This is a genomic window from Mucilaginibacter sp. PAMC 26640, from assembly GCA_001596135.1.
GTDB lineage: Bacteria > Bacteroidota > Bacteroidia > Sphingobacteriales > Sphingobacteriaceae > Mucilaginibacter.
Genome location: CP014773.1, coordinates 5,439,998 through 5,465,502 on the forward strand (window position 1 = coordinate 5,439,998; position 25,505 = coordinate 5,465,502).

Genomic DNA, 25,505 nt, shown 5'->3' on the forward strand with positions numbered 1-25,505 from the left:
GATAGAAGTCATTGCTAAATTAGTTATATGGGCTATCTAACCTTGTAAAGAGTTAAGTAGCATGTTAAGCAAGGCCATTTTACAGCATGTTAGTCAAGGTCTGCACCGTAAAGCTTAAGGTGCCTGTTGATCTTAGCTGCACTAAGTAGCACCCTACCGCTACCGCAAGCGCAATCAGCAACGGTTTGTCCGTCGGTAGGATTGCCAACGCTTATAGTCGCCATCATGTCGCAGATGGGTTCCGGTGTAAAGTACTGGCCATTGTGTCCATTGCTGATAGCTTGCATGTACAATTCAACAAGTGGGTCTGAAAAGCCTTCTAATAGTTCACCTACAATCTTTACAAGTTCAACAAATTCGTTTACCTTCTTATGGTTGCGGTATGTGTCCAGTGCTGATTGCTGCGCTAATTCATCCTCGTACACTTTAAAAGGTAAAAGTGTCCAGTCTAACAGGTCGGTAAAGGCGGTATGCAAGGATTGGCCATAAGCGAAGCGTTCGAACTCTTTAAGTAGTTGTCTAATGTCTGTCATTGCAGTGAGTTTTAATCCGAGGAAATTCTCGAACAGACGAACTGCTGAACAGACGCACTAAGGCAAGGTGGAGAGCTAAGTAAATGTGGAAGGCTGCCATTGATTACAATGGAATACCCATTTTCGTACTACTACCTTGAAGCGTAGCGACTATGTGCGGATGGGTCAGCTAACTTTGAGAAGAGAATGACCGAGTGCCTACCTAAATACTGTATTGTTTCTTACAAATTGGATATCACCTGAGTAGTTGATCAAAGAGATTCTTTCTTCATAGTGCTTTGTTTCTGCTTTAAGATAGTAATAAGCTTTCTGCTCGTTAAAGTCGATTATAATTTGGTCGCCTTTCTCAATTCCGTCAGCAACATTTGTATAGATCTCTGCCAACCCGTTCTGAATCTTGTATGGATAAATACCTTCTTTCAATGTATCTACAAACCGACTTTTATTTGCTGTATCTAGCTGTAAAAGCAATATACCAAAGTTATGGCTGTTAGAGGTCTTGACGCTTAGTACCGTTCCCCGAAAATACAGATTATTCATTAGCATACGATTGCTCAGAACTGCCTGCTTTGACGTTACAGATTGGAGGCACTTCACCATACCAAAGATGATAAAGAGCATGAATATAACTTTCAGGATTGTTCTAGGTGCTATTCTTGTAGTCATAAGATTATGTTCACAAGGTTAATGCTTTCTTTGGCTACTTAGGAACCTTCCTACGCGAATTGAGCAAATGGTCCGAGTAGAGAAGATCTGTAGGTAACTTAGTAAACAGCTAACGTGCTTGGTAAATTATTGCGACGTCTTCAACGTTCTTGTTTTTTAGGAATGTTCTAAGCCGCTTATCATAATCACTAGGTGAGTGTTATCTTTCCATCGTAAGCTAATGGCTGTAGCGTTAAGAAATGCTTTGCCATGATCAGAGTCAGTAGTAAAGGTATTACCCACCTCTGTTTCATCTAAGCTGTCATCAGCGTCTTTAATGGATATTTGTAAAGAATCATCCGCGGTCGCATTACCTCCTTTCAGAAACAGAATGGCTTGTTTGGTTTTGGCCGGGTTAGGCACACTTTTAATTTGAGAAGCTGGTCCAGGCGCAAACAACGAAAAGCAACTACTTAATAGCAACGTTGCGATCAGGATAAAGCATTTTAATGGAACATTGAGATATCTCACGCTTGCAAGATAACAAAGGCAATTGGGCTTAACAAGCACCCTGCGAGCCGTCCGCGAGTGGAGTTTGGGTCTGAGTGGAGGAAGCCCCGATAAGGTGCAGGTATTATCATACTGTCAGTGTTTAGAGAATATTATCGCCTTACCCAGACTCGGGTCATCATCAGTACGGATAAGCTTATAAGGTCGCTGATCACCCATCAAATACATCGATGCGAAGCCCTCGGGCATCTTTGATAACCGAATCCCATAACAGGGCTTCGAATGCTTCCATGATGCTTCTAAAGTATCAATTTTCCAAGTGCCTTCGGCATCTATATAATCAGGATCATCAGAATCAAACCTTTGAAATACATTAGGAACGTGTACTGCTTTATATGTACCGCCTGCTTGAATATTGATTGACGAAGCGGCAGTCTCTTTCTGAGGAAACGCCTCTGGCTCAATGGATATACTTTGTTCCTCAAATTTGTAGATGCCACACACATCAAGCGGAATTGGTGGCTTATTGGTTATATCGCCAATATAGGGTGGAGATTATGATGAATGAGACCACACTATTTCGGCGCAAGCTGACCCACTGTTTCGGGGCAAACTGACCATGGTATTTCGGGGCAAACTGACCCACCAAAACGCGTAGCAAATGCTGTAGAAGCAACCATCTTTTGAGGGCAAAAGACCCGTTCTAAGATGGCCAATTTGACAATCAGCATGAGTAAGATTAGAAAGATTTTAAGGATGAACAGCCAGGGTCGCAGCACGCGATTTATAGCTGCCCAGATTGATTCATCCCGGAATACCGTAAGAAAGTACCTGGCCGTCCTTAAGAAGAGCGGCTTTACCTTTGAAGAAGTTAATAACCTTAATGATAAGGAACTGGAAGACTTTTCGGCAAGACCAGGGAAAACAACCAGCCAAGCAGCCGTATGCAATCCATGCTGCGCTGCTTCCCCCACGTCGATAAAGAGCTTAAAAAGACTGGTATGAACCGGCAGATCTTGTGGGAAGCCTATATCAAGGAGTTCCCCGAGGGCTATAAGTACACCCAATTTTGCACGTATTACAACCAGTGGAAGACCAAGGTCAATCCGACCATGCACATGGATCACAAGGCCGGGGACAAACTGTACGTCGATTTTGCGGGTGAAAAGATGAGCTATACGGACAAGGAAACCGGTGAAGTCATTGAAGTAGAAGTTTTTGTGGCAATCCTTGGGGCCAGCCAGCTCACCTATGTAGAGGCTGTTATGAGCCAGCAAAAGGAAGACTTTATAGCGGCCTGCGAGAATACCTTGCACTTTATCGGCGGCGTTCCGGCCGCCATTGTGCCGGATAACCTGAAGGCGGCCGTAACCAAAAGCAGCCGCTATGAACCTACCCTCAACGAAACATTTGAAGACTTTGCCGATCATTATGGCACTACCATATTACCGGCGCGGGCGTACCGCCCGCGCGACAAGGCATTGGTAGAAGGGGCCGTTAAGATCATTTATACTAAGGTATACGCCCCTTTAAACAAGCATATCTACCATTCTTTAACAGAACTCAATACAGCGATCTGGCAGGCCTTGGAAGCCCATAACAGCCAGTTGCTCAAAGGCCGCAATTATAGCAGGATACTACAGTTTGAAGAGATAGAGCGTGGCACCCTGGCACCCCTGCCTGTCCTGCGTTACCAGTTCAAAAAGCACTTTTATGCCAGGGTGATCAAGAACGGCCATGTCAATCTCGGCCCGGATAAACACTATTACAGTGTGCCTTACCGCTTCATCGGCAAAAAGGTCAAGCTGTTATACTCCCGCACCATTGTAGAGATCTACTACAATTATGAGCGTATCGCTTTGCACCAGCGCGAAAAGAACCCCTACGGTTATACTACCGACAAAGAACATATGGCCAGTGCCCATCGCTTTAAAAGTGATTGGACACCGGATATGTTCCTCAATTGGGCGACCTCCATCCATGAGGATGTCAGGCTATATATCCATCAGATACTGGAGCGTAAACAACACCCCGAACAGGCTTACAAATCCTGCCTGGGGATACTTGGCTTTGCAAAAAAAGCAGGGAACGACCGGTTAATAATGGCCTGTCAGCGGGGGCTCAGTTATGGTATTTATAGCTATAAAACGATACAAACCATATTGGAAAACAAGATGGACAATTATGAGGAAAGCATATTTGCCGATGAGCTACCTATGCCTGATCACGGTAATATCCGGGGAAAAGACTATTACAAATAACCATTAAAACAACAATAACATGAACACAAGTACCTTAGACAAACTGCGGAAGATGAAGTTCTTCGGGATGTTCCATGCCTTTAAAAGCAGCATGGAAACCGGTAAAACAAACGACTATACGGCAGATGAACTGCTGGCCCACCTGGTAGATGCAGAATGGGACGACCGGCAGAACAGGCGTATTGAACGCACGATCCTTTATGCCCGATTCCGCTATAAAGCCGCTATAGAGGACGTTCACTACCATGCCGACCGAAGTATCGACCGCAACCAGATCATGCGCCTGGCGGACTGTACGTTTGTTGATCGCTTCGAGAACCTGCTGATTACCGGGAGTACAGGCATCGGTAAAAGCTATATTGCTTCTGCTGTGGGTTACCAGGCCTGTGTATTGGGCTACCGGGTATTGTACACCAGTACGCCCAAACTGTTCGCTAAACTGAAGATGGCCAAGGCGGACGGCTCCTACATGAAAGAGCTGGCTAAGATCGAAAGGCAGCAATTGCTCATACTCGACGACTTTGGTATCCAGCCTTTTGATGCACAAAGCAGGGCTGCACTAATGGAGATCATTGAAGACAGGCACGGTAAGACCTCGCTGATCATCACTTCGCAGTTGCCGGTGAGCAAATGGTTTGAAGTGATCGGTGAAAAAACGGTTGCTGATGCGATCCTTGACCGGATCGTTCATGATGCACACCGTATCGAGCTAAAGGGAGAATCTATGAGAAGAAAACGTAATGTTGAACCGGAAAACAGCCATTAATGAAATTACCTTTTAAATAACTATTTTTGTACATGCTTTTATAGCATTTGCTGCAACCCAAAAGTCAGCTAACCCCTGGGTCAATTTGGCCCGAAACAGGGTGGTCAACATCTCCATAATATACACTATAAAAGACAGGTGTTTGCCGAAAACTTCGTACATGGAAACCGGGAAAAACTCACGAATATTATCACTGCAAGCTGTTATTTTGAAATCAGCATTTACACTAATTAACAGCCCATGGCTTTGCACCCTCCCGGGAATATGTATTGGTTCACGATCGCAATTTGTGAAGTCAACTTTGAGCATAGCTTTAGGTTTTTAAATAACTAAAGGGATTGTTAAGACATTGAGGTAACTCTGTCTCGTTTAATATCAAATTCCAGCAACGAACGCAAGTTTTGAAACGTTCTGTTCGCACTCTTTACAATACGTTCAAAATGGACTTCCGGAATCCAATCTAACTCCTTGTTGAATATCAGCCACTTGTCCATAGTCTCGGACCCGTAACCATAGAAATAGGAAAGCCCTTTTTGGTCGATAAGACCTAGCTTGGCATTTATCGCCCTAATAAAGAATTTTCCGCCAAGCGTTAAACCCTCCATGACATACACTGCCCCAAGCGCATCTAAATAATTAACGATGTCAGGAAGGATATGATTATCAGTAGTTATAGTGGAGTGACCTCCTAAAAATGTAATGTCTTTTAAAAGCGCGTATGATTTGCGCCTATGATGGAATTCCAAATGGCCGAATTCGGCCAAATGAGGATCGATTATAGACTCAAGTGGGCTAAAAAACCTGTAAAAAACTTCCAGCAGTTTTAAAAGATCTTTTTTAGAAAGAAGTTCGCCAACCACAATTGACATCACTTTTTTAAGCTGCTGATGTTCTCTTCGTGTATGAAGTTTAAGCATTTCTGATAAAGAATCCTCGCTTAACATACTTTAATTATCTAGTGAGCAAGGTTACCAGTAATTACTCATGATGTTTCTAGGAAGACGGCTTATAACACCCTGTAAAAGGCTTAATATTTCTTACTTTTCAGATACCAAATTACGGATTCGGCTTTATGACTCTTGGCCACTGAATTGTCCAGGGCAGGTTTAACCATTTCACGGTCTTTTGGCGCTTTAAAATTTTAAAGCCAAATTGAAACGTGGGCTCATGATCCTCCGAAACATCGAGGATATCACGCAATTTTGCTCGATGAGGGGGTACCATTATCGATTTTTTTTCAAGCACTTATGCGGCTAATCTCATTGGTTTTGTTCAGGACTTCAAACAATTTTATATTGGCGGCATCCAAAACTTTTATAGATGTTACATCTTCCGTTGTAATTATAACACCGGCTATTTGTTGCTGGTGGTTATACCATGGCCGAAGGTCCCACTTGATCCAACACCTCGATCCATCATCCTTGAGAACTTCGTCTCCGTTACTGCTCAATGTCTCACCATCCAGGCATCTTTTGAACATAGCTTTATGCCTGCTCGAGTATTCTAAAAAGAACCCTTTGAATTCCGTGCCGATTACCTCTTGTTCGTTTAGATTGTAATAGGTTACCCAAAGTTTTGAGCAAGCAAGGTAACGAAAATCGCGGCCGAGCATGGCAACGGAAGAAGGAAGTTGGCTCACAAGGGTTTTATGAAGATCTTGATATTCCAGTTGTAAGGCAATAACTTCTAAACGGTTGTTTTTCTGGTCGAGATATTTCCGGTAACAGTCGTTAAAATTACTTTGATTAGCAAAACTGAAATGCGCTGAAGCTTGCTTTTTGCTCCATTTTTTTTCAGTCAAATAGTTTTCAGCTATCTCCATTTGCAGGGTTCGGTAAAATGAAAAAAGTGTGCATTTAAATTTAGCTTTAAAACCCCTTTTTAAGCTTGTAGAAGAGATAAAATGCTTTTTGGCAAGGGACTCTATACCTGGAAATATACTGAGCACGTCGGATTTTAGTGATAGGGCTACCTGATCTATTATTTGTGTCCTGTAAGGCAAATTATCTATTGCTTGAGCAATTTTGCTTTCAGTATTTACAATTAAGCTGACGTCTCTCTCTCCTTTTAACTGAGCTAAATGGACAAAAAAGCCTATGACCTTGTTTCCTTCAAAATCAGGCGTATATGTTGCGATCGACTTCCTTGATTCCCCAGATATAACCGGGATTTCTCTTTCGAATATCTGTACTTTACCGTCGAGCACACCGGATATATGTTTACTGTTCAGGAAAAAATGTGCCTCCAATAACCCTGGTAACAAAACTTTATCGATCAATTCTTCCGCCGGTTGCTCGAACCAGTCCAAATAACTCGAATTAGCATATCGGCAAACGAGGTTTTTATCCCAATAGGCGAGCATTGCCGGAACATGGTCAGCAACCTTATTAACCATGTCAAATTTCAATCCCACTTTGTCGGACATTTACACTTGTTTAAACGAATGAGGTATTCGGAAAGACCGGCTAAAAAGAATTTATAAACCTAAACAATATTTGGTTACTGCAACCTTTTTAAATATAGTGTTACGCTTCGATATTTTAGGATTGATTTGTGTGATCTGATATTTTCAAATTCATTTCCATTAAACCATTCCACCATTTAAATCAGAATTTTAGTTTTTGATGATTAGTTTTTTATAATTTGGGTTACAGAAAAACGAAGGTTTTAATGTAATCTGGAAATCTATGCAAATGTTCGTTTTTATACCTGCAAGCTCCATTACACTAAACAGTTACACAGATTATATTACATAAAACGGTAATTGATATAACGTTTTTCTGTAAAATGCTTAAGTTAAAACATATGGCTTAACAACCCATTTCAAGTAATTAGATTAAAAGATTTGTCAATTTGGACTCTTATCCGTTTGTATTAAATAAAACTCATAACAATCAACGTGACGAAAGACTGCCTCGAAGGATGACACAAATATTTTAAGGATTTTAAAGCAATTATTAAGGTAGATGTATTCATTTTGAATAAGTGATCTAGTTTCAATAAACCTCAAACCAATTTATTTAAGCCAGCTATTAATCTTTGAAACAAACTTAAAGCATACTTTACACATAATTTTAAACGATAATTGTATATTCGCCATGCAGATTTCAAGTATCAAAAGTAAGGTATTCTATACGTTATTAGTGTGATACCAAAAAGGATACCTTTTAGAAAGCATGTAAATAATAAACAGTAAATCAAGCTGTTATATATAGGGTTCTGGTACAGCTGATACCACAAAAAAAGCCTCTTAGATAATATTTAAGGGGTTTTTTGTTTTTATGGTTACAAAAATGGGTACACTTTGTATTAAAACCCCTATTGAATTTATTTAAATAATATTTTAGGCTATTTATTTACAATATATCAGTTACTTGAAACATTTTCATAATTGCCTTCCCCCCTTCTGACGTATTCTAAACCTGCGATTGGTTACGCCATGTAAAAAAGAATCTTGCAACCTTACCGGTCGAAATAGCAACCTAGGCTAAAATCTTATCTACAACAAAGCCTGGTCTACAAAGTATGTCGCCACAACAGCCGATTTCTATCATTTGATTGAAACAGAAAGTTAATCCCCTTATAATTATCTCGGAAACTAAGTTGATTAATATGATTAGCATCTATATACCCTTGGCGTTGTATTCATGTGTTTAATAGAATTATTTAATTTCTGTTATTATTTGTTTGGGTTTGTGTAATCTTTATGTACCATTTCCTAAAATAAGGCATACCGTTGTTATGCTGAAATATATTTATCTTCGGGTGTTAAAAATATTGTACTAAATTTTATTGCTACTCAAATTACGACCTTGATGTACACGCAATATGAAGATTTGGTACGCTGTAATGGCGTAGCTGTATCTTTTATGCGTGTAGGGCGTCGTAACCCTGAGTAGCTGAATTTTACAATAGCTACGCCATATTCTTTACTCAAATTAAGACAATGAGAAAATTTATTCTACTGGCTATGTTTATAGCCATTGTTCCTATTTGTAAGGCTCAGGGATGCTTTTACAATGAAGTAACTCCAACAACAACCGCTATTTGTTTTGATTTTAAAACTGGATTTGATGTGTCTAAAATGGCTGCTGATCACATTAACCCGAACAGGTATGAGTTTGGTCAAACACAAGATAGCCAAAGGTGGAAAGTACCCTCTTGGTCAATGATGGATAAAGAGGGGGGTTTTTATAATATCCATCGCTACGGCTTTGATTTGGGATATAAAATAAATATTTGCTATAAAATAATTCAATCTAAGCAATCAGTAGAGATTGCTATCCTTATGAATGGCGAAGAGTGTTACCATGGGATAATAGCTATACAGTATAAGAAAGATGATTTATTTACCGCCTTTGATGTTTCAAGGACAATGCTCGGAAAACAAACATACCCGTTTACATTAGTGTTTAAAAACGGGAATGATTTAGAGGCGTTTAAGTACGGTGATTTGTTTATCTCTAAAATACGATAAACTATTTGCTTGACTTGATTTTATCTGTATAACCAAGTATTTGCATCATTTGTTCCAACGGCATGTTTAAACCGTCCGTTATTTGTTCCTCTGATTTATTTTGATTAGGCTTTTGCGCCGTTTTTGCCTTTGTATTTCCTTTTGGGTTGGCCTACGGGGGATACATAGGTCAAATAAGGAGGGTTAATATTACTTTGTTTATGGGCAAATCCTATACGGTGTTTGATGCCTGCAATTTAAACAAGGCTTATTCCATAATTGCACAAATACGACGAATTAATTACAACTAAACATAAGTACTACCCTAGAATAATTATTGCTTATATACGCAATATGAAGGTGTGTTGACCTACTACTACGATGGCCCCGACGTTAGTAAAATTGTTTTTTGTATGTCCACTATGCCGCCCTGCTTATAGGTAGTTCCGATATATCCCATTTAAATAAAGCCCTTAAATCTGTGAAGGACATTAATTGCGCAAATGAAATAGAGTAATAGAATATCGCAAAGGCTGTGATTCGGATGACCTTAATCATGTGACAATTTTGGTATAACAATGTCTAACTGTTTAAATATTTGTGATAATATACAATTTGATAAGATGAATGCAATCCTTAGTATTGAAAGCATTAATCCTACATTAATCTATATTTGAACCAACAATTAAATAAACATTTAGTCTAGGCAAATATTATTGATATAAAGATAACCAAATCAGATACTTACGAACGCTGTCGTATGTTGATAAATATGTAAGAATTTTCTATCAATAAAGTGTGATTTTATGCGATTATAAAAGGCATTTTTGATTGTTAATTTTTTGGCAATTTCTGCATGGGGGATTGTCATACATTAACATTCCTAAAACCATTTAATATTATCGCCTACCCCGGTTATATAAAATCAACCCCTTTTATATACTAAGAATGTCTCAAAAGGAGGCATTGTTCCTCTTGGCTGTAAGTAATTATGTGGTACATTTGGCAAAAGAAAAAAGAACGTAGAACCAAAGCCAAGGGCAGAAAAGTATCAAGAAAAGGAATCTTTTGGTGGCACCCTTGAACAAATGATAAGCATAGCAGTTAGTGCTAAGACACCTCCAGAAAAAAAAGAAAAGGGAAATCTGAAAATTAGTAAGCTTTACTACTAATAATACATATATTTGCCATGGGAACTGCGTGTCGCAATTCGGCATAGGGCCAATATCTTAAATGATATTGGTTTTTTGCTTTTATGGGAATTTCTTCAATCCGTAAATAACCCCATTACGCTTATAAAATTTATCCTTTAAAATGTCAAAAGCAGGATTGGCTCTTCTTTCATTAATTATATGAGTAGCTATTGGATAAGCTACCAAATCAGCAATTTGCAAACCATTTACATTAGCTTTTTTTGATCTAAACTCAACTTTTACATTTAGTTGTTTTAAGCGCTCTGGTTTAACATATGCTGTACCCCTATCTAAGACTTTCGAAATATATGTTTTTAATTTTTGGTCTTCCTTTTTGCCCCTTTCCTCTATAACAAGGTACAAAGTTTTTGCATTTGGTATTTCATCTAACTTAAATACCGCTCGTTCTATAATAAACGATAAGCATAGTTCATACACATTTGAGAGTTTTCCGTATTTTTTTATATAATGTTCTTTATGTATACCGTCTGCTATTATGGTATATGTGTTACCTGAAATAATAGTATTAATGTCGGAAATAAAGTCTGCCTTTAAATCCAAGTCAAAGAATATTTGAAACTCCTTTCTAATTCTCCTAATATCGCTTGAGTGAAATATAACCTCCTTATTCCCCCAAAATTTCTCTTTAACTTCGTTTACTTCATCCCTGCACTTTTCGTAATCGATGTCTTTAAATAAAACACCGCAAAGCAAAAATACTGGAAATGATGCGTTTATATTTGATAGCCCATGGTCACCGCTTTCATCAAGAAACAAGTAGTAATTCTCCATACACTAAATGTAGATAATTGTACACTAATAATGAGTTAAATTTATCTTCTCAATCTTACATCATGCCTGCAGAAAACCTCACATATAGAGCAATAATTGATACTCTCAAATTCGTTAAATAGCATTAGCCAATAAAAACCGATTTATGGATATCTCACAAATTTATTAAGCTACTATAGTTTTCTTATGATGAGGGGTTTTCACAAAAAAAGAGATGATGGTTACAAATTAACCGGTAAAGACAAAATTCTAATTGCTAAATAAAATTAGACAATATTTATTGTTCGCTTGACATATGCTTTCTCAAACTGGCATATAGCTACTTTTCAAATTCCCTAAAGACTACGTCTGAAATTGATGTTATTAGTATGCTGTGTTCTATTTTGATCATCCCCTTTTATCGTGGTGATGCTAATAATTCTGCTTTTCTGCCTTTTTCTACTTCTGCAAGACCGGCATTAAATACATTACCTATTTTTAAGCCCCTACTTTATCCGCCAAGGCGAGTTTTTAAATTGGTTCATTGCTAAATTTCGCCTCTCAAGGTAAATAATCTAACCGGCAAAATATAAAAGTTAAACACACATCGTCGACAGACGTATAATCTTTTATTTGTGTTATTTCTAACAGTATTACTAGTGTAAGAGTTATTAATAGTGCGGTATACTATGCTGTTGATCTGTTGTAATTGTGATTCGCTTATTAAGGTGCTGTAATCAATGCAAAGAATTGTTTTTTAGCACTCCGTTCTTTCTCCTTTAATTCTTTAAGCTTTTTGTTGCCTGTTACATTATTCCAATAATCAGCAATCTCTACCGTAAGTTGTTCGTAGTTCAATTTGCAAGACAAATACATTCTGCTTTTTACACCAAAAGTCAAAGACAATTTTGATTTTACGAAGCCTCTTTGTAAAAGCTGATAGATAAGTTTATCAAACCAATACCTTTTAAGATACTTGACATAAACTTTTTCTATTTCTTTGTTCTTTAAAAAGTCCTCTAAGACCTTTTCGGACTTTGCACCTATCATCCGGGAAACAATCATTTTTTTTGTTGTGCCTGCGAAATCTTTTTTGCCAATTATAGATTTAACGGCTGCAAAAGCGGCTAGCAATACGATGTCGTTAAAAGATTTTGTCTTTCTATAAAAGTCAAATATCAATTCAGTTTTAAGCATTACTGATGGATCCTTACCATATATACGTTCATGCTTAATCACCGCCTTTTCAACCTTTTCGGCATTTCCCAATATTCTGTCTATACTTCCTGTCAAACCTAAAGACTTCATTGCTAAGTCCATTTTGTAAAATTCAACGCTCATATCTCGAAAAGCGATATGATCTTTGGCGTAACCAATAAGTTCGTCTAACTCATAAGGGTCAAATTCATCGCCTTGGAAACCGTTATAATCCTGATCAAAGCTTAAGACCTTATTTCGATACAAATCTTCTAAATAATGGTAAAGCTTATCTGTAAGTCCTTTCCTGTAATAACAATAAATTACCTGTCTATATACCGATACATCGTCAACCCTAAATGTCTTTGAATAGTTAAATATCCCTACATCGAAGATGTTGTCGATAGCCGATATTTGATCTTTAGAAATAAAAAGATGCTTTATTAAGCACAAAGGGAAGTGAATGTATTTTAATTCATTTTCCATCACACCCCCTTTCACGATAGGCTATAATTCCTGATACAAGTTCAATTTTATTTGATTTATCTTTGTCGTGCTGAAGGACTAAAGAATGTAAGGGAGTGTTCATTTTTGAACGCTCCTTTCTGTTATAAGTTCAAATCGCTGATTGGCAAGTTCGAATGTTCTCGCACTCCAGGCACTAACACCGAATGCATCTTGTTTTGGATATACAATATTGCCAAAACGGGCATTTATCTTTCGTTTGAACACTTCGTACCACTTATTGCCAAAAGTGTCTGAAACCTCATATAGATAGGCTGTATTTGAACGTTTGACCTGTTTGAATACAAAACCTTTTACTTCGCCTCTGCCATCAAAATATAAAGGCAGTTCTGTTGGATTATTTTCAAGTGTTGACATATCGAATTAAATTATTTGGTTTTAATTCGAGTCAATGCGTTTTGAATATCTTCCAGTTTGTACCTTACTTTGTAACCTAAGCGATAGGCTACGATAAATCCCTGTTTTGTGTACTCATTTAATGTCGGCAAGGAAATATCTAACAATTTCGCGGTTTCCTGCCGGGTGTAAATTGTTTTCTCGGCTTTTTGATTTGTGATAACTTTGTAGATTTCAGCGCGTACAGACTCTGAAATGCAATCCGCTAAGAGTATTTTAAACTCTGCAGGTTCATAGGTTGTGGTGAATGTTTGTGTTGCCATTGTCTTGTTTTTAATATTAATAAGACAAAGGAAAGTAACCTCACCACGGGGGAAAAATGGGGTTCTGACAAACTGATGAAACTAAATCAATCTGTATCTTTTAAACGCTTCAATGGAATATTTAACTGTGCGAGAAATGTTTTAACTGCCCTTATTCCCTTTTCAGTCATAATACTATCTTTTCCTTTGGAGTAAATACCGGAAATATCCTTTCTAACCGTGCCACTTTTAGTCTCCCCGATAATTTTAGAAATCAAATTAGCTAAATCAGTTCCATTCCTTAAAACCTGCTGAGAATGAAAATATTCTTTTTGCAAGTATTCAATAATTCCCAATTCATGCAAGAGAAGGATTTTGTGAGCGAGTTTATTGGAAATATCCGCTACCTCAACGGAATCGGCAATTTCCGGCTTACTTAAATACATATTTTCTTGTTCTTTAATGAACGCCTGCACTTGCATAAAGCAAGTTAAGCAATCTTTAGCCTTAGATAAACAGAAATTAAACAGCAACTTATTGACTTTTTCGGAAGAAATTGGAGTTTTGAAATCGTAACGCTCTAAATCAAATTCAACCCTATTCCAATTATATAAGTCATATTCCGCTTTAATAAAGAAATTTTCTATTTTTTTTTTAATAAGAGTAAAGTAACTTTCTAATTGATAAGGTGTTGATGTATGAAGAATATTTTCTTCAATCTCATTCACGACCTCTTTTTGCATCTCTAAAAAAAACATCGGATAATTAACCTCCGAAAAAACGAAGTCCGACATAGTTTTTAAATGTACGTTTAGAATATTAGGGGATTCATTATACTGTTCGTACCAACGCTCGAACGTAACTTGACCTTTTATTTTACCAAAACCCAGTGTTGGGATTTTAGTCTGGTTTTTGCAAAATGTATCCAGTTTTTCAGTTTTACGAACCATTATACCGCTTTTAATAATGGTTCATTCCAATGTTGCTTTAGTTTTTCAGCGTGTTCCTTTGGAGTTACCCGTATATATTTCATAAATGAACTTTCGGTAGTATGGCCCGTAATAGCCATTATACTGATCGTTGGGAAATTATCTAAGTACATATTAGTTGCGAAACTACGGCGAGCTGTATGGCTTGATATAAGGCTATGTTTGGCAACGTTTGTAATTACCTGTTTGCCGCCTTTTGTGAATTGAAGTGAAACTAATTCGTTAAATTTCGCCTCTTTGGCGATCTCCTTCAAATACTCATTCATTTTTTGATTACTGATAGTTGGAGGCAAACTATTTTCAGTTTTACCGGCATACTTTTTCATGATCTCCCTAACATATGAATGAATAGGTACTATCACAGTTTTTTTAGTTTTTTGGGTTCTAATTTCTATAAAGTCCTTCTTGATATTTTTCTGACTTATGTCGTTGAAATCTGAAAATCTTAAGCCAGTCCAACACCCTACCAAAAACAAATCTCTAACGCGCTCTAAACGTGTATTTTCACTTAAATCAAGTTCATAAAGCTTTTTTAATTCCGCTTTATCTAAATAAACGGTTTCGGTTTGTTCTGTTTTGGCGTTATATCTTTTGCCTGTAAAAGCCGTCTTTGTCAAATTCCTTGCAACGGCATCATTCATAATCACCTTTAAAAATCTTATATGCTTAGAAAGTGTATTGGTGGCGTATAACTTTTCAAAAGTCATATACTCCTTATAATCTTCAAAAAAAGCTAAGTCAATTTTTTCGAAGGCAAGATTGTAACTTTTGCTTGCTTTAAATTCTATAAGGTTCTTTTTAAGTGTTCTATAAATCTTAATAGTATTAGACTGTATTGGTGTACCCCTATCGCTCAATCGTTTCCCCGTTTCGCTTTCTTTAATGAATAATTCTGTAAAGCTTAATAGGTCGTAAATGCGAGTATCATCTAGTTCGGGTTCAGCAACTAGCTTCCCTTTTATTAATAATTTAATTTGCGCGGACGTTGGTTGCTGTTGATCGTTATCATTCAAGTAAGCGCGATACACATCTAAAGCAATGTTTCTTTTATTCTGCAAAGCAGTGTTAAATTCCGGGTATGTTGGAAAGGCTTTGGTTTGTTTTGCCCTTTGATTTTCACTATCCCAATATTTTGTATTGATCTTATCAATAGTACCAATTTTAAATCGAGTGTTCCTAAATGAAAAGAACATCATTACTGCTGTGACCTTGTTTGGAGTAGTTTCCCTTAGATAAAAATTAACTTCTGCCATGATTTTAACGTTTGTTAATCAAAGCTAACTGTTTTTTACTATGGGTACAAATTTGGGTACACTTATTTTTAACTTATCTTGATTTTGTTTTATCTTGCTTTCTTATTATACAAGCATCCATAAGTAAAACGCATTTCTTTTAAACGCTTTTAATCGGATGTTACAGTTAGGTTCGAGTACAGCTGATACCACAAAAAAAGCCTCTTAGAGAAATCTGAGAGGCTTTTTTTATGCCCTAAGTTGCCCATAGAATTTTCAAATACAGATTTTCTTTAATTTATTGTTTATAGTTCGGCAAACCGATATTCGTTTCTACCCTATTCAAATCTATCAATTCTGAGGAAATAAGATTCTTAAGCGCAGTTTTGGCGCGGTTTCCATCGGTCGTTGCTACTGATTTGTTATTGACTAAAAGGTATATTGCCATACAGTTGCAGGATCTGACTAAATGAAGGGACGAATGGCATAAAGGTAGGGTAATATATTGGAGCGCTACAGCGCGAATTAGGTACCTGCTATTCGAGCCTGACAAACATAATGTCAAAATTTACTACTGCACCGTGCATAATGCCGCAGATGCTCAGCCGTATTGCTACAGCTAATTTAAATTGAAGATCGAACTCTTACCGGATCAGCATGAACTTTCAGCGAAATCCGCAGTGTAATTCTTTTCGAAATTGATTCTAGCTCTATAGATGGATTTATGACTATCCAACAAACATTAATCCTATGTTTTTTTGCGCTGTACTGCTGCTTATTTTGGGTAAAACTCTGTTCACTATAGCAAATTGCATAAAGGAACACATTACCGATGCTGCATAAACAAAAACATAACTGGCGGGCAAATTAGAAAAGTGACTGGTAATATGGCTTTTTATAAAAATTATATGATAAAAATAGATCCATACTGTATTCGACGAAACAAAAGTGACAAAGTTTTTAAGCCAAAATCTTTTGTAAATGAACTTGATGATTGTAGGGCTCGCAGCATAACAGAGTAGACAAAGTACTAAACTGTAACTTAAATAGTATGCACGAGGTGGAAACTTAAACTGCTGCGTTGGGGGAATAGTATTTAAATTGATTAAAAAATATATGGCAAATCCAAAAACTGATGTTATACATATAGATAGTAAGAATAAGAACTGGCCGCCGGTAAATGATGATAATCTGGTGCCCAAACTAAAAACCAAAATATAAAAGATACCAAATAGAATTACTGCCTCAAAATAAATATATGCCTTATCCCCAAGTAAATCTTTCCAATTGTATTGAAAAAGCATTTCGTAGGCAAATAAACTGCTGACTAATATGAGTAAAAAATGATTGTTACTAGGTATCAAAGCATTGAAGCGTTCAATCAGCGGTGCAAATAAAGCGGTGATTAAAAACACTCTAAAAATCCAAACATAGCCTATGCCGGAAATAAAAGTATAGCTGTGAAAAACCTTTCCAAAAGTTAAGTGATCAAAAGGATTTGCCATCAACATATTGAATATAAAATATATTGTTAAAAATGTCCATGCAGGATACACAAGCCTTTTAATGCGCTTATTAACATAGTCTTTGTAACTATAAATTGAGGGATAGATTGAATAGGTTAGGCCAGAGACCAGTACCATAAGTGGAACATCAAAATTACGGAGTTGAAATAACCAAGCAGGCGGGGATAAGTGAGCAAGAATTATAAGAGATAATCCTAAAAACCTTAAAAAATCAACGGTTCCATTACGTGAAATTAACATTGTGATATGCGATAGTTCATTCAAAGCTATCCAATAAAGAAGTTTATTTAATCTATCAGAAAAAATGTTGAACGAATCGTGTGATGGTTGGGGCAATTTCTCACAATTAGACCACAATTTCTGATTGCTGAAGCCTATTCAGAAAAGCCAAGGCAGGCGAATTACTTCTTAGCTCGTAAAAGCAATATCGAGTGCTCGTTGATGTCATTTGAAATTAAACAGTTAGATAAATAGTATAGTCAAAGCCTTTCATATACATTGATTTTCAAGCCTTTGTCGCTAAATTGCTGCTTAAGCAAGACAGAAGCTCAAATCACCGGCGATGATTCTTCAGGTAGAAAAATGAGCTTAATAAAATAAAGAGCCTAACGGGTTTGTTAGGCTCTAAGTCGGTTATTTAAGTAATTTAAATTCGGCGGCTCCGCAAGGATTTGATTAAAACCCAATTGCTACAGTATGAATGTTATTGAGGCACCGGAATTCTTCTGACCGTATTATCCCCGCTGGTGTAGTAAAGATACTTTTCGCTATTCGCTAATGCAATTCCATTAGCCTGCGCACCGTTATAAATAGTAGTTAGCTGGTTGTTTTTTATCATTTTTATATCACCATTATCACCTGTAGTTAAATATACCGTGTTTCCTGCTTTGTTCACAGCATATGCATGAATTACTCCGGTATTAAGGTCGGCATAAACGCGATTTAGGCCCGTAGAGCCGATTGTATACAAGCCGCCATTGCTGCTTAGATATTTAACACCTACGGAACTGGTATGAAGCTGATAAGCGCTTTTCTCGTCGGAAATTTTTGTAAATGACGAACTTAATTGGTTTTTTTTGATGGTACCCAAATAGGTTGTGATTTGATTAGCTGGTAGATTAAAAAAGGTGTGCGTCATATAAAAAAAAGTACCTGTGGGATCTTCGTCCAAACCACCTACAAGGCCGATGCCATTGTCGGCATTGCTAAAGCTTTTAATAACTGCACCATCTTTATAAAGTACGAGCTTTTTGTTTGCCGAAATGCCAACAGTGCCATTATTCAGTACGGCAACATAAAAAGGGGCTTCGCTAAATTCAATTTCGCCAAAATATTCAGGGGCTATGTTAAGCGTGGTGACTTTATTCTGAATGCTAATTCTGCGGACGGCCTGGTTACCCGAATCGCAAATGTACAGCGTTCCGTCGCCATCTACGAAAATGCCGGTAATTGACTTAAACCTGGCTGCAGATCCTACACCGTCAGTAAAACCGCTACTGCCCGCTTTACCGGCTACCAGCAACGGAGTTATTTGTACCGCCAGGCTTTCAACATGGGTGGTTGCTAAAGGATTGTTTACTGTAGGCTTTACTGCATCTTCCCGCTTACAAGCCGTTAAATACAACAGCAGCGCAGCGCACGTGATTGTTAGATTTCTTTTCATAAAGGTTAATTTTTTATAATTGAATAGCAAATATAACCCGATGAACTGCCACCCTGTTATACAATTTCGTGCCAATTTGGGACAACAGATCTGTTGCAATGAAAACAATAACCCGCAGACATTTTGAGATACGTAAGCCCTACTACACGCACCCTCCTGTCTTTTAAGCTATTAGGCTCTGTTCTTCACAACCATATTACAACAGCAACTAAACACGTATGCTGCCATAACGTGACTCATACTTTTAGTTAAACCGATCGTTGAATTAATTTAAAGTTAACCTGACTAATATTAACCAGTTCCATATTTAAGTTCCAAAACAGAACTAGTTATAATGCTTGTACGGGGAAACTTACCGATAAAAACGGAGTTGCTGATAGATTCACAACTACATTGCTTTAGTGGTGTTGTCAATCCCAGAGGGACAACATCCATCTCACCGTTGCGGCATAATGAACCTATCGAAGGCACTACCAGGATTAGCATGTTAGAATTAAAGACCATCTAAGGAGTAAAATTCGATGATGCTTACGCCGATAAATCGAAGGAGAATTAGTAGGAGTTGAAGTTAAATTTATAAATATGGCTGATCTTATTTATCGTACCGTTGTTCGATCCTATCTGGAGCATAGCCATCTAATTAGACAGTACAAGTTAGCATTGTACTTATACTATTTTTCTATAATCACCACAGCCGATGCCGCACTTTTAATGTGCGTTAGCGAAACAAGAATATTGCTGAACTGCATGGCGCCGATGGTAACACTAGTTTCATCCAACAGCTCAATCGACGGCTTACCATACTCATCGTTTACTACCTCTACCTGGTTAAAGGATGTGCCTTTGAGCCAGCCAGTGCCGATAGCCTTAAAAAATGCCTCTTTGGCGGCAAAGCGGGCCGCATAATGCTCAAACTTATTTGTCTTGGCTTCGCAGTAAGTAATTTCATTGACGGAAAATACCAGATCGCGGAAACTGTCGCCCTTGTTTATCTTTTCAGCCAGGCGCTCCACTTCAACAATATCAATACCTATACCGGCTATCATTTAATTCCTTTAAATCAAACTTAGGTATTTTAACATAAATAAGATAGGACTAGGCGTATTTTCGCCGTTTTTACATCAACTGACAATTCTTTGCAAGTTCTTTACAGTGGTAAAAATCTGTCGCCTGTTTCTCCACGGATAACCTGATTCTGTTAATTTAAATCGGCAGAGCCTGCTTTTTTATTAAAAATCTTAAGCAGGATAAAGGTGATTAGGGTAGCCAGCAAACCGGCCGCAATAGCCAGGGTAATGCTACCAATGAGGTACTGTTGCGTGTGTTCTTTCATTGATTCCAAAGAAATCTTAGGTATAAAAGCCATCGATGCAGCCTTCTCGCCCATCCATATTTGCCCGGCTTTGAAGCTCAGAAAGATAACCAGCGGGATCATCGGCGGAATACTGATATGCGATGCAATGGCCACCAATGGTTTATTTAGCCTGAAAATCGCGGCGAAAAGCAATCCGGTGATCATTTGAAACCCCCAGATCGGCGCGATACCCATGAAGACGCCAACGCCTACCGATGTTGCCTTTAGCGCAGGCGACTGGTTAAAATTAAATAAATGCTGTTTCAATAATTCTTTAGCCTTTTTTTCCACGAAGATCAAGCGGAAAAAATTCCGGGGCTTAATGTAAACGAAGGCTATCAGCACCGCCAATAAGTTTAGCATATTTAAGCGGATCTGGTTTACTACTAATCTTAAATTGGACTTTATCTCTTTCGGTGCATAAACAACCGGTACCGAATCTATACGGATGCCGCCCCAAGCTGCACGAATAAGCAATTCCCATTGAAATTCATCTCCATTGGTAACATACTTTCTGTTTTTCATCAAGTATAATGGATACAAACAGAAACCCGACTGCGTATCGGAACAGGCTACACCTGTTGCAACTTTAAACCAAAAACTTGCGAGTTTATGTGAAAAATTAGTTTTACTGCCTGTGTCAGTTTGCCCTGTAAAACGCGATCCTATGATGATAGCGTTTCGAACAGTTTCCAGTTTTTCGACAAAGGCAGGAATATCCTTTGCGAAGTATTGCCCGTCGGCATCCAGGCAAATGGCAAATTCAAAGTGCAAAGCCAAAGCATGTTTAAATGATTTGCGCAGGGCTAGGCCCTTGTCCGCATTTTCGGCACAGTCAACAATCTTCACAAACGGATAGGCATTTAATACGCCAGCCATTTCGGTTGTTAGGCCACTAATGGCAACGAAAACATTTGATGTGTACGCCGAAACATCTGCAAGTAAAAGGGCGAGCGTTTCTGTATTGATATACCTGGGTATAATTACACAAATTTTTAAATCGTCAAATATTTTATTAATTCCCGTCAATTCCTCTATCTGTTTTGGTAAGCCCCAATCATCACTTTCTGTAATTCGGACAAAGCTCCTGATGCATGTTCATACTGCCCGTCAAATTTATTCAACTTTTAAAACGCAGTGCCTGTTTTTAGTTATTTTTCTCGCTGGCGCAAATGCGATGCAACAACACTCCCGATCAAAACCTAATAAAGCACGCTAACAAAAAAACGCGTCTTTAAATATTTACTCTACTTTTGCACAGGCTCTGTAAGGTTAGTATTTAATGGTCTGGTAAAGATCAGCGCTGTGTTCAGCTAAATTCTTAAAGCAAATCTGTTAATTAATAATGCTTTTACAATAATCAAACCAGAAAAACATACAGTCACAACTATAAAAATTTCTCCATTTAAATATGAAATGCGCATTAGTAACCGGTGGATCAAGAGGAATTGGAAGAGCTATTTGCTACAAAATGGCCAGCTTGGGCTACTATGTGATTATTAACTATAAAGCCAACCAAACCGAAGCTGATCACACCCTTACCCAGATCAAAGAAAACGGAGGCACTGGAGAGTTGCTTCGTTTTGATGTTGGAGACAAAGCGGAAATTGCAAGTGTATTAGGCGATTGGCTAGTACACCATACCGAAAAACATATAGAGATATTGGTAAATAACGCAGGTATTAAAGATGATGGCCTGATGATGTGGATGACCGACGAACAATGGGATGGCGTATTAAAAACCAGTTTAGATGGCTTCTTTTACGTTACCCGGTTGGTATTGAACGGCATGCTCCAACAAAAATATGGCAGGATAGTAAATGTGGTATCGCTATCTGGCATTAAAGGCCTTGCGGGCCAGGTAAATTACTCTGCAGCAAAAGCGGGTGTAATTGGCGGCACCAAAGCGCTGGCCCAGGAAGTTGGCCGTAAAGGAATAACCGTAAATGCAGTTGCGCCGGGTTTTATAAAAACCGACATGACTGAGGGCCTCAATGAAAAAGAATTGTCATCCATCATCCCGGTAAAGCGATTTGGCACCCCGGAAGAGGTGGCCCACGCTGTAGCGTTTTTAGCATCAGCAGAGGCTGGCTATATTACCGGGCAGGTACTCTCCATCAATGGAGGCCTTTATTCTTAGCGTTGCGATATTAAATTTAAAGGTTAAAACAATGGAACTCTCATTAGCAGATACATTATCCCTTATTCCTCAGCGGCCGCCATTCGTAATGATCGATAAGCTGGTAAGCTGTGACACAACGAAGTATAAGACCACCTTCCTTGTAACAGCGGACAATTTATTAGTTGACAACGGCAACCTGAGCGAAGCCGGGCTAACCGAAAATATAGCACAAACGGCTGCGGCCGGCGCAGGATATCTCGCAAAGCAAATCAGCGAACCCATTTTAAACGGCTACATAGGCAGTATTAAAAACCTGGAAGTGTTTGGATTACCTAAAGTGGGCGATGTTGTAGAAACCGAAGTTAATGTAGAAAATCAAATATTTGACGTGACGATCATATCCGGAACTGTGAAGTGTGCAGAGGTGATGCTCGCCCGTTGCGAGATGAAAATATTCATTAGCAACTAAACCTGCAAACAACAATCTCTTCCTAATCACTGATATAGCAGATATACAATGCTGAATAATGATCTTTTTAAGTTTACCCATCTGTTAAGGACAGAAAGTAGTGTGACAGCAACTATAGAACTCAATCCTGCTCACCCTATCTTTAATGGGCACTTCCCGGGGCAGCCTGTATTGCCGGGCGTTTGTATGCTGCAAATCATCAAAGAGTTGCTGGAAGTTTCGCTTGGCAAACCAACCCGCATGCGTAAAGCAAGTGAGCTTAAATTCTTATCGCTAATTTCTCCGGAGGAAACCGACGTGCTGCAGGCCCAGATAATAACCACGTTAGCAGACGGCCTGATTAGTTTAGACGCTAAGCTGCATAATAATGAAACTGTGCTTTTTAAATTCAAAGGAATGTTTGAAGAGCTGGTATAGCATCTTATTTAAGCGCCAGAACTATACCCCCCACCTCATAGCCATCAATTCCAGATCTGACTTTGAAATTGTTTCGGGCTCACACCGGTCTCCTTTTTAAATAATCTGGAGAAATAGGGCAAATTTTCAAAACCAAGCGAATAGGCCGTCTCTGCAATATTATGATCAGCAGCTTTGTTAACGGCGGCAAAACTGGCGGCCCTGTCGTTTACGTCCAGTTGGATTAGAAAAACCGAATCACCGTATTCGCTTACCAGGTCATCCAGATCGGTTAATTTGCGTGCAGTTGCGGCCACCTTATCGCCGCGATCTAAAAATGCTTTGGCCCATAGCTTTCCAAACCCACGGGAAGCGCCTGTTATTAAAATAGTTTTTGACATTGTTTTAGTTGTTAAATATTATAACACAAAGGTATTTAGGCTAAGGCACAGCAGTTTATACAAAAGCGGCAATTACTGATACAAAATGCGGATCGAAGTATAACTGTATCGAAGACATTTTTAATTGCTTTTTCAAATATTTGTTTTACCTTGAGTTACCAATTTACCTGATATGAAAAGAAGAAGTGCTCTTAAAGGCCTATCTGCCGCAGCAGTAGCTTTATTAGTTAACAAATTTGCCAAAGCAGCCGATTTTGAAAACCAGGAGCGTATTGCATCCGGTATTTTTAAACCCTCCTGGGAATCACTTAAACAATATCAGGTACCTGATTGGTTCAGGGATGCCAAGTTTGGGATGTGGGCACATTGGGGGCCGCAATGCCAGCCCGAACATGGCGACTGGTATGCACGCGGCATGTATCAGGAAGGAACCGATGCCTATAACTTTCATCTGAAAAAATACGGTCATCCCTCAAAATTTGGGTTTAAGGATGTAATAAACGAATGGAAAGCGGAGAACTGGAATCCCGAAGAACTGGTTGGTTTGTATAAAAATGCAGGTGCACAGTATTTTTTCGCGCTTGCTAATCATCATGACAATCTTGATCTTTATAATAGCAAATATCAGCCAAAATGGAACAGTACCCGGGTTGGCCCTAAAAAAGATCTGATAGGCGGATGGGCTAGGGCTGCAAAAAACCACGGTTTGCGTTTTGGAGTAAGCGTACATGCATCGCATGCATGGCGTTGGTATGAGTCTGCACAGTTAGCAGATAAAACCGGCCCAATGGCAGGCATCCCCTATGATGGGAAATTAACTAAAGCCGATGGCAAAGGTAAATGGTGGGACGGCCTTGATCCTCAAGATCTTTACGCACAAGGTCATCCGCTGAGCGAGAATAGTGCCAACCCCAATGCCATACACAAACAATGGGGATGGGAAAATGGGGCTGTTACACCAACGAAGGCATATTGCGATCAGTTTTTGAACCGAACCATCGAATTGATTAATAAATACGAACCCGATCTGATCTATTTTGACGATACCGCCCTACCCCTTTGGCCCATCAGCGATGCAGGTTTGCAAATTGCCGCCCACATGTATAACAGCAATATGAAAAGGCACAACGGCAAACTGGAAGCCGTACTGAACGGAAAGATATTGGATGCCGAACAGCAAAAATGTATGGTTTGGGATATTGAGCGTGGGCAAAGCAATAAAATTGAGCCTTTTGTATGGCAAACTGATACCTGTATTGGAGAATGGCATTATGACAGGCGGGTATATGACCGCAAGGGATATAAAAGTGCAAAAACGATTATTCATACCCTGGCAGACGTAGTGAGTAAAAATGGCAACCTTTTGCTTAATGTCCCGGTACGCGGCGATGGCACTATTGACGAGCAAGAGAAAGAAGTAGTAGCCGGGATAACCAAATGGATGCAGGCTAACCAGGAAAGCATTTTTGCTACCCGACCATGGAAGGTATTTGGCGAGGGGCCGGCAATGGAAAATGCCGCACCGCTAAGCGCCCAGGGCTTTAATGAAGGCAAGGGCAAGGCATTTACCTCACAGGATATTCGCTTTACTACAAAAGGCGATATTTTATACGCTATAGCTTTGGGCACCCCTCCCGATGGAAAGATTAGGATCAAAAGTTTGTCTGCCGATAATCCGCTATATCAGAAAGCTATTTCCCGGGTTGAACTGGCAGGCACAGGACAGCCCCTTAATATGACCAGGACCACAGAGGGCTTGCTTGTTACGCTGCCCGCCAATATGGAAGAGCAAGTAGCCTATGCATTGAAAGTAATACCGGGATAAGTATACCTATAGCCTTGGATTAACGAAGTGTTT

The 25,505-nt window shown here is 38.7% G+C and carries 25 protein-coding genes and 1 pseudogene; 7 read left to right on the top strand and 19 right to left on the bottom strand.

Annotated elements, in window-relative coordinates:
* Positions 1–89 precede the first annotated feature (89 nt).
* The 4 genes from A0256_23710 to A0256_23725 all read right to left on the bottom strand — a co-directional run bounded on the left by A0256_23710 (position 90) and on the right by A0256_23725 (position 2,192).
* Positions 90–533: a hypothetical protein gene (locus A0256_23710; protein AMR34242.1), complete on the bottom strand. Its 444-nt coding sequence runs from the start codon at positions 531–533 to the stop codon at positions 90–92.
* Positions 534–731: 198 nt separating this feature from the next.
* Entirely contained in the window at positions 732–1,199 is a 468-nt protein-coding gene (locus A0256_23715; protein ID AMR34243.1) for a hypothetical protein, read from the bottom strand.
* A gap of 156 nt (positions 1,200–1,355) precedes the next feature.
* Positions 1,356–1,601: a hypothetical protein gene (locus A0256_23720; GenBank protein AMR34244.1), complete on the bottom strand. Its 246-nt coding sequence runs from the start codon at positions 1,599–1,601 to the stop codon at positions 1,356–1,358.
* A gap of 222 nt (positions 1,602–1,823) precedes the next feature.
* Positions 1,824–2,192: a hypothetical protein gene (locus A0256_23725; GenBank protein AMR34245.1), complete on the bottom strand. Its 369-nt coding sequence runs from the start codon at positions 2,190–2,192 to the stop codon at positions 1,824–1,826.
* Positions 2,193–2,396: 204 nt separating this feature from the next.
* On the opposite strand from A0256_23725, the pseudogene A0256_23730 reads away from it, so the two are divergent.
* Positions 2,397–3,949: pseudogene (locus tag A0256_23730) on the top strand (transposase).
* Between the two features lie 19 nt (positions 3,950–3,968).
* Complete coding sequence (locus A0256_23735) at positions 3,969–4,715, top strand: ATP-binding protein (protein AMR34246.1); 747 nt, start codon at positions 3,969–3,971, stop codon at positions 4,713–4,715.
* Between the two features lie 12 nt (positions 4,716–4,727).
* On the opposite strand, the gene A0256_23740 is transcribed toward A0256_23735, so the two are convergent.
* The 4 genes from A0256_23740 to A0256_23755 all read right to left on the bottom strand — a co-directional run bounded on the left by A0256_23740 (position 4,728) and on the right by A0256_23755 (position 7,140).
* Positions 4,728–5,024: a hypothetical protein gene (locus tag A0256_23740; GenBank protein ID AMR34247.1), complete on the bottom strand. Its 297-nt coding sequence runs from the start codon at positions 5,022–5,024 to the stop codon at positions 4,728–4,730.
* A 32-nt stretch (positions 5,025–5,056) separates the two neighbouring features.
* The gene (locus A0256_23745; protein ID AMR34248.1) at positions 5,057–5,632 is read right to left on the bottom strand and encodes a hypothetical protein; all 576 of its coding nucleotides are present in this window, start codon (positions 5,630–5,632) and stop codon (positions 5,057–5,059) included.
* Positions 5,633–5,771: 139 nt separating this feature from the next.
* Entirely contained in the window at positions 5,772–5,960 is a 189-nt protein-coding gene (locus A0256_23750; GenBank protein ID AMR34249.1) for a hypothetical protein, read from the bottom strand.
* Positions 5,953–7,140: a hypothetical protein gene (locus A0256_23755; GenBank protein ID AMR34250.1), complete on the bottom strand. Its 1,188-nt coding sequence runs from the start codon at positions 7,138–7,140 to the stop codon at positions 5,953–5,955. Before A0256_23755 ends, A0256_23750 begins: the two co-directional genes overlap by 8 nt.
* Before the next feature lie 1,521 nt (positions 7,141–8,661).
* Here A0256_23755 and A0256_23760 point away from each other — a divergent pair.
* A complete protein-coding gene (locus tag A0256_23760; GenBank protein AMR34251.1) occupies positions 8,662–9,192 on the top strand; it encodes a hypothetical protein in 531 nt (176 codons plus the stop codon).
* Between the two features lie 1,232 nt (positions 9,193–10,424).
* Here the strand turns inward: A0256_23760 and A0256_23765 are convergent.
* The 10 genes from A0256_23765 to A0256_23810 all read right to left on the bottom strand — a co-directional run bounded on the left by A0256_23765 (position 10,425) and on the right by A0256_23810 (position 21,288).
* Positions 10,425–11,156, bottom strand: coding sequence for a hypothetical protein (locus A0256_23765; GenBank protein ID AMR34252.1), 732 nt, complete (start codon positions 11,154–11,156; stop codon positions 10,425–10,427).
* A gap of 702 nt (positions 11,157–11,858) precedes the next feature.
* Positions 11,859–12,818, bottom strand: a complete 960-nt coding sequence (locus A0256_23770) for a hypothetical protein (protein AMR34253.1) — start codon at positions 12,816–12,818, stop codon at positions 11,859–11,861.
* 99 nt (positions 12,819–12,917) lie between these two features.
* Entirely contained in the window at positions 12,918–13,214 is a 297-nt protein-coding gene (locus A0256_23775; protein AMR34254.1) for a hypothetical protein, read from the bottom strand.
* An 11-nt stretch (positions 13,215–13,225) separates the two neighbouring features.
* The gene (locus A0256_23780; protein ID AMR34255.1) at positions 13,226–13,516 is read right to left on the bottom strand and encodes a hypothetical protein; all 291 of its coding nucleotides are present in this window, start codon (positions 13,514–13,516) and stop codon (positions 13,226–13,228) included.
* A gap of 86 nt (positions 13,517–13,602) precedes the next feature.
* The gene (locus tag A0256_23785; protein ID AMR34256.1) at positions 13,603–14,445 is read right to left on the bottom strand and encodes a hypothetical protein; all 843 of its coding nucleotides are present in this window, start codon (positions 14,443–14,445) and stop codon (positions 13,603–13,605) included.
* The gene (locus A0256_23790; protein ID AMR34257.1) at positions 14,445–15,737 is read right to left on the bottom strand and encodes a hypothetical protein; all 1,293 of its coding nucleotides are present in this window, start codon (positions 15,735–15,737) and stop codon (positions 14,445–14,447) included. Before A0256_23790 ends, A0256_23785 begins: the two co-directional genes overlap by 1 nt.
* A 707-nt stretch (positions 15,738–16,444) precedes the next feature.
* The gene (locus tag A0256_23795; protein AMR34258.1) at positions 16,445–17,482 is read right to left on the bottom strand and encodes a hypothetical protein; all 1,038 of its coding nucleotides are present in this window, start codon (positions 17,480–17,482) and stop codon (positions 16,445–16,447) included.
* A 463-nt stretch (positions 17,483–17,945) separates the two neighbouring features.
* Entirely contained in the window at positions 17,946–18,905 is a 960-nt protein-coding gene (locus A0256_23800; GenBank protein AMR34259.1) for a hypothetical protein, read from the bottom strand.
* 671 nt (positions 18,906–19,576) lie between these two features.
* Complete coding sequence (locus A0256_23805) at positions 19,577–19,951, bottom strand: ACP synthase (GenBank protein AMR34260.1); 375 nt, start codon at positions 19,949–19,951, stop codon at positions 19,577–19,579.
* Between the two features lie 152 nt (positions 19,952–20,103).
* A complete protein-coding gene (locus tag A0256_23810; protein AMR34261.1) occupies positions 20,104–21,288 on the bottom strand; it encodes a hypothetical protein in 1,185 nt (394 codons plus the stop codon).
* A gap of 382 nt (positions 21,289–21,670) precedes the next feature.
* Here A0256_23810 and A0256_23815 point away from each other — a divergent pair, with 382 nt between their 5' ends.
* The 3 genes from A0256_23815 (at position 21,671) to A0256_23825 (ending at position 23,267) form a co-directional block, all read left to right on the top strand.
* Positions 21,671–22,399 (top strand): beta-ketoacyl-ACP reductase, encoded by a 729-nt coding sequence (locus A0256_23815; protein AMR34262.1) that lies wholly within the window; start codon positions 21,671–21,673, stop codon positions 22,397–22,399.
* Positions 22,400–22,430: 31 nt separating this feature from the next.
* Positions 22,431–22,850: a 3-hydroxyacyl-ACP dehydratase gene (locus tag A0256_23820; GenBank protein AMR34662.1), complete on the top strand. Its 420-nt coding sequence runs from the start codon at positions 22,431–22,433 to the stop codon at positions 22,848–22,850.
* Positions 22,851–22,952: 102 nt separating this feature from the next.
* Positions 22,953–23,267: a hypothetical protein gene (locus A0256_23825; protein AMR34263.1), complete on the top strand. Its 315-nt coding sequence runs from the start codon at positions 22,953–22,955 to the stop codon at positions 23,265–23,267.
* Positions 23,268–23,311: 44 nt separating this feature from the next.
* Here A0256_23825 and A0256_23830 read toward each other — a convergent pair whose 3' ends face one another.
* Positions 23,312–23,647: a hypothetical protein gene (locus tag A0256_23830; GenBank protein AMR34264.1), complete on the bottom strand. Its 336-nt coding sequence runs from the start codon at positions 23,645–23,647 to the stop codon at positions 23,312–23,314.
* 172 nt (positions 23,648–23,819) lie between these two features.
* On the opposite strand from A0256_23830, the gene A0256_23835 reads away from it, so the two are divergent.
* The gene (locus tag A0256_23835) at positions 23,820–25,472 is read left to right on the top strand and encodes an alpha-L-fucosidase (protein ID AMR34265.1); all 1,653 of its coding nucleotides are present in this window, start codon (positions 23,820–23,822) and stop codon (positions 25,470–25,472) included.
* The last annotated feature ends 33 nt before the right edge of the window (positions 25,473–25,505 follow it).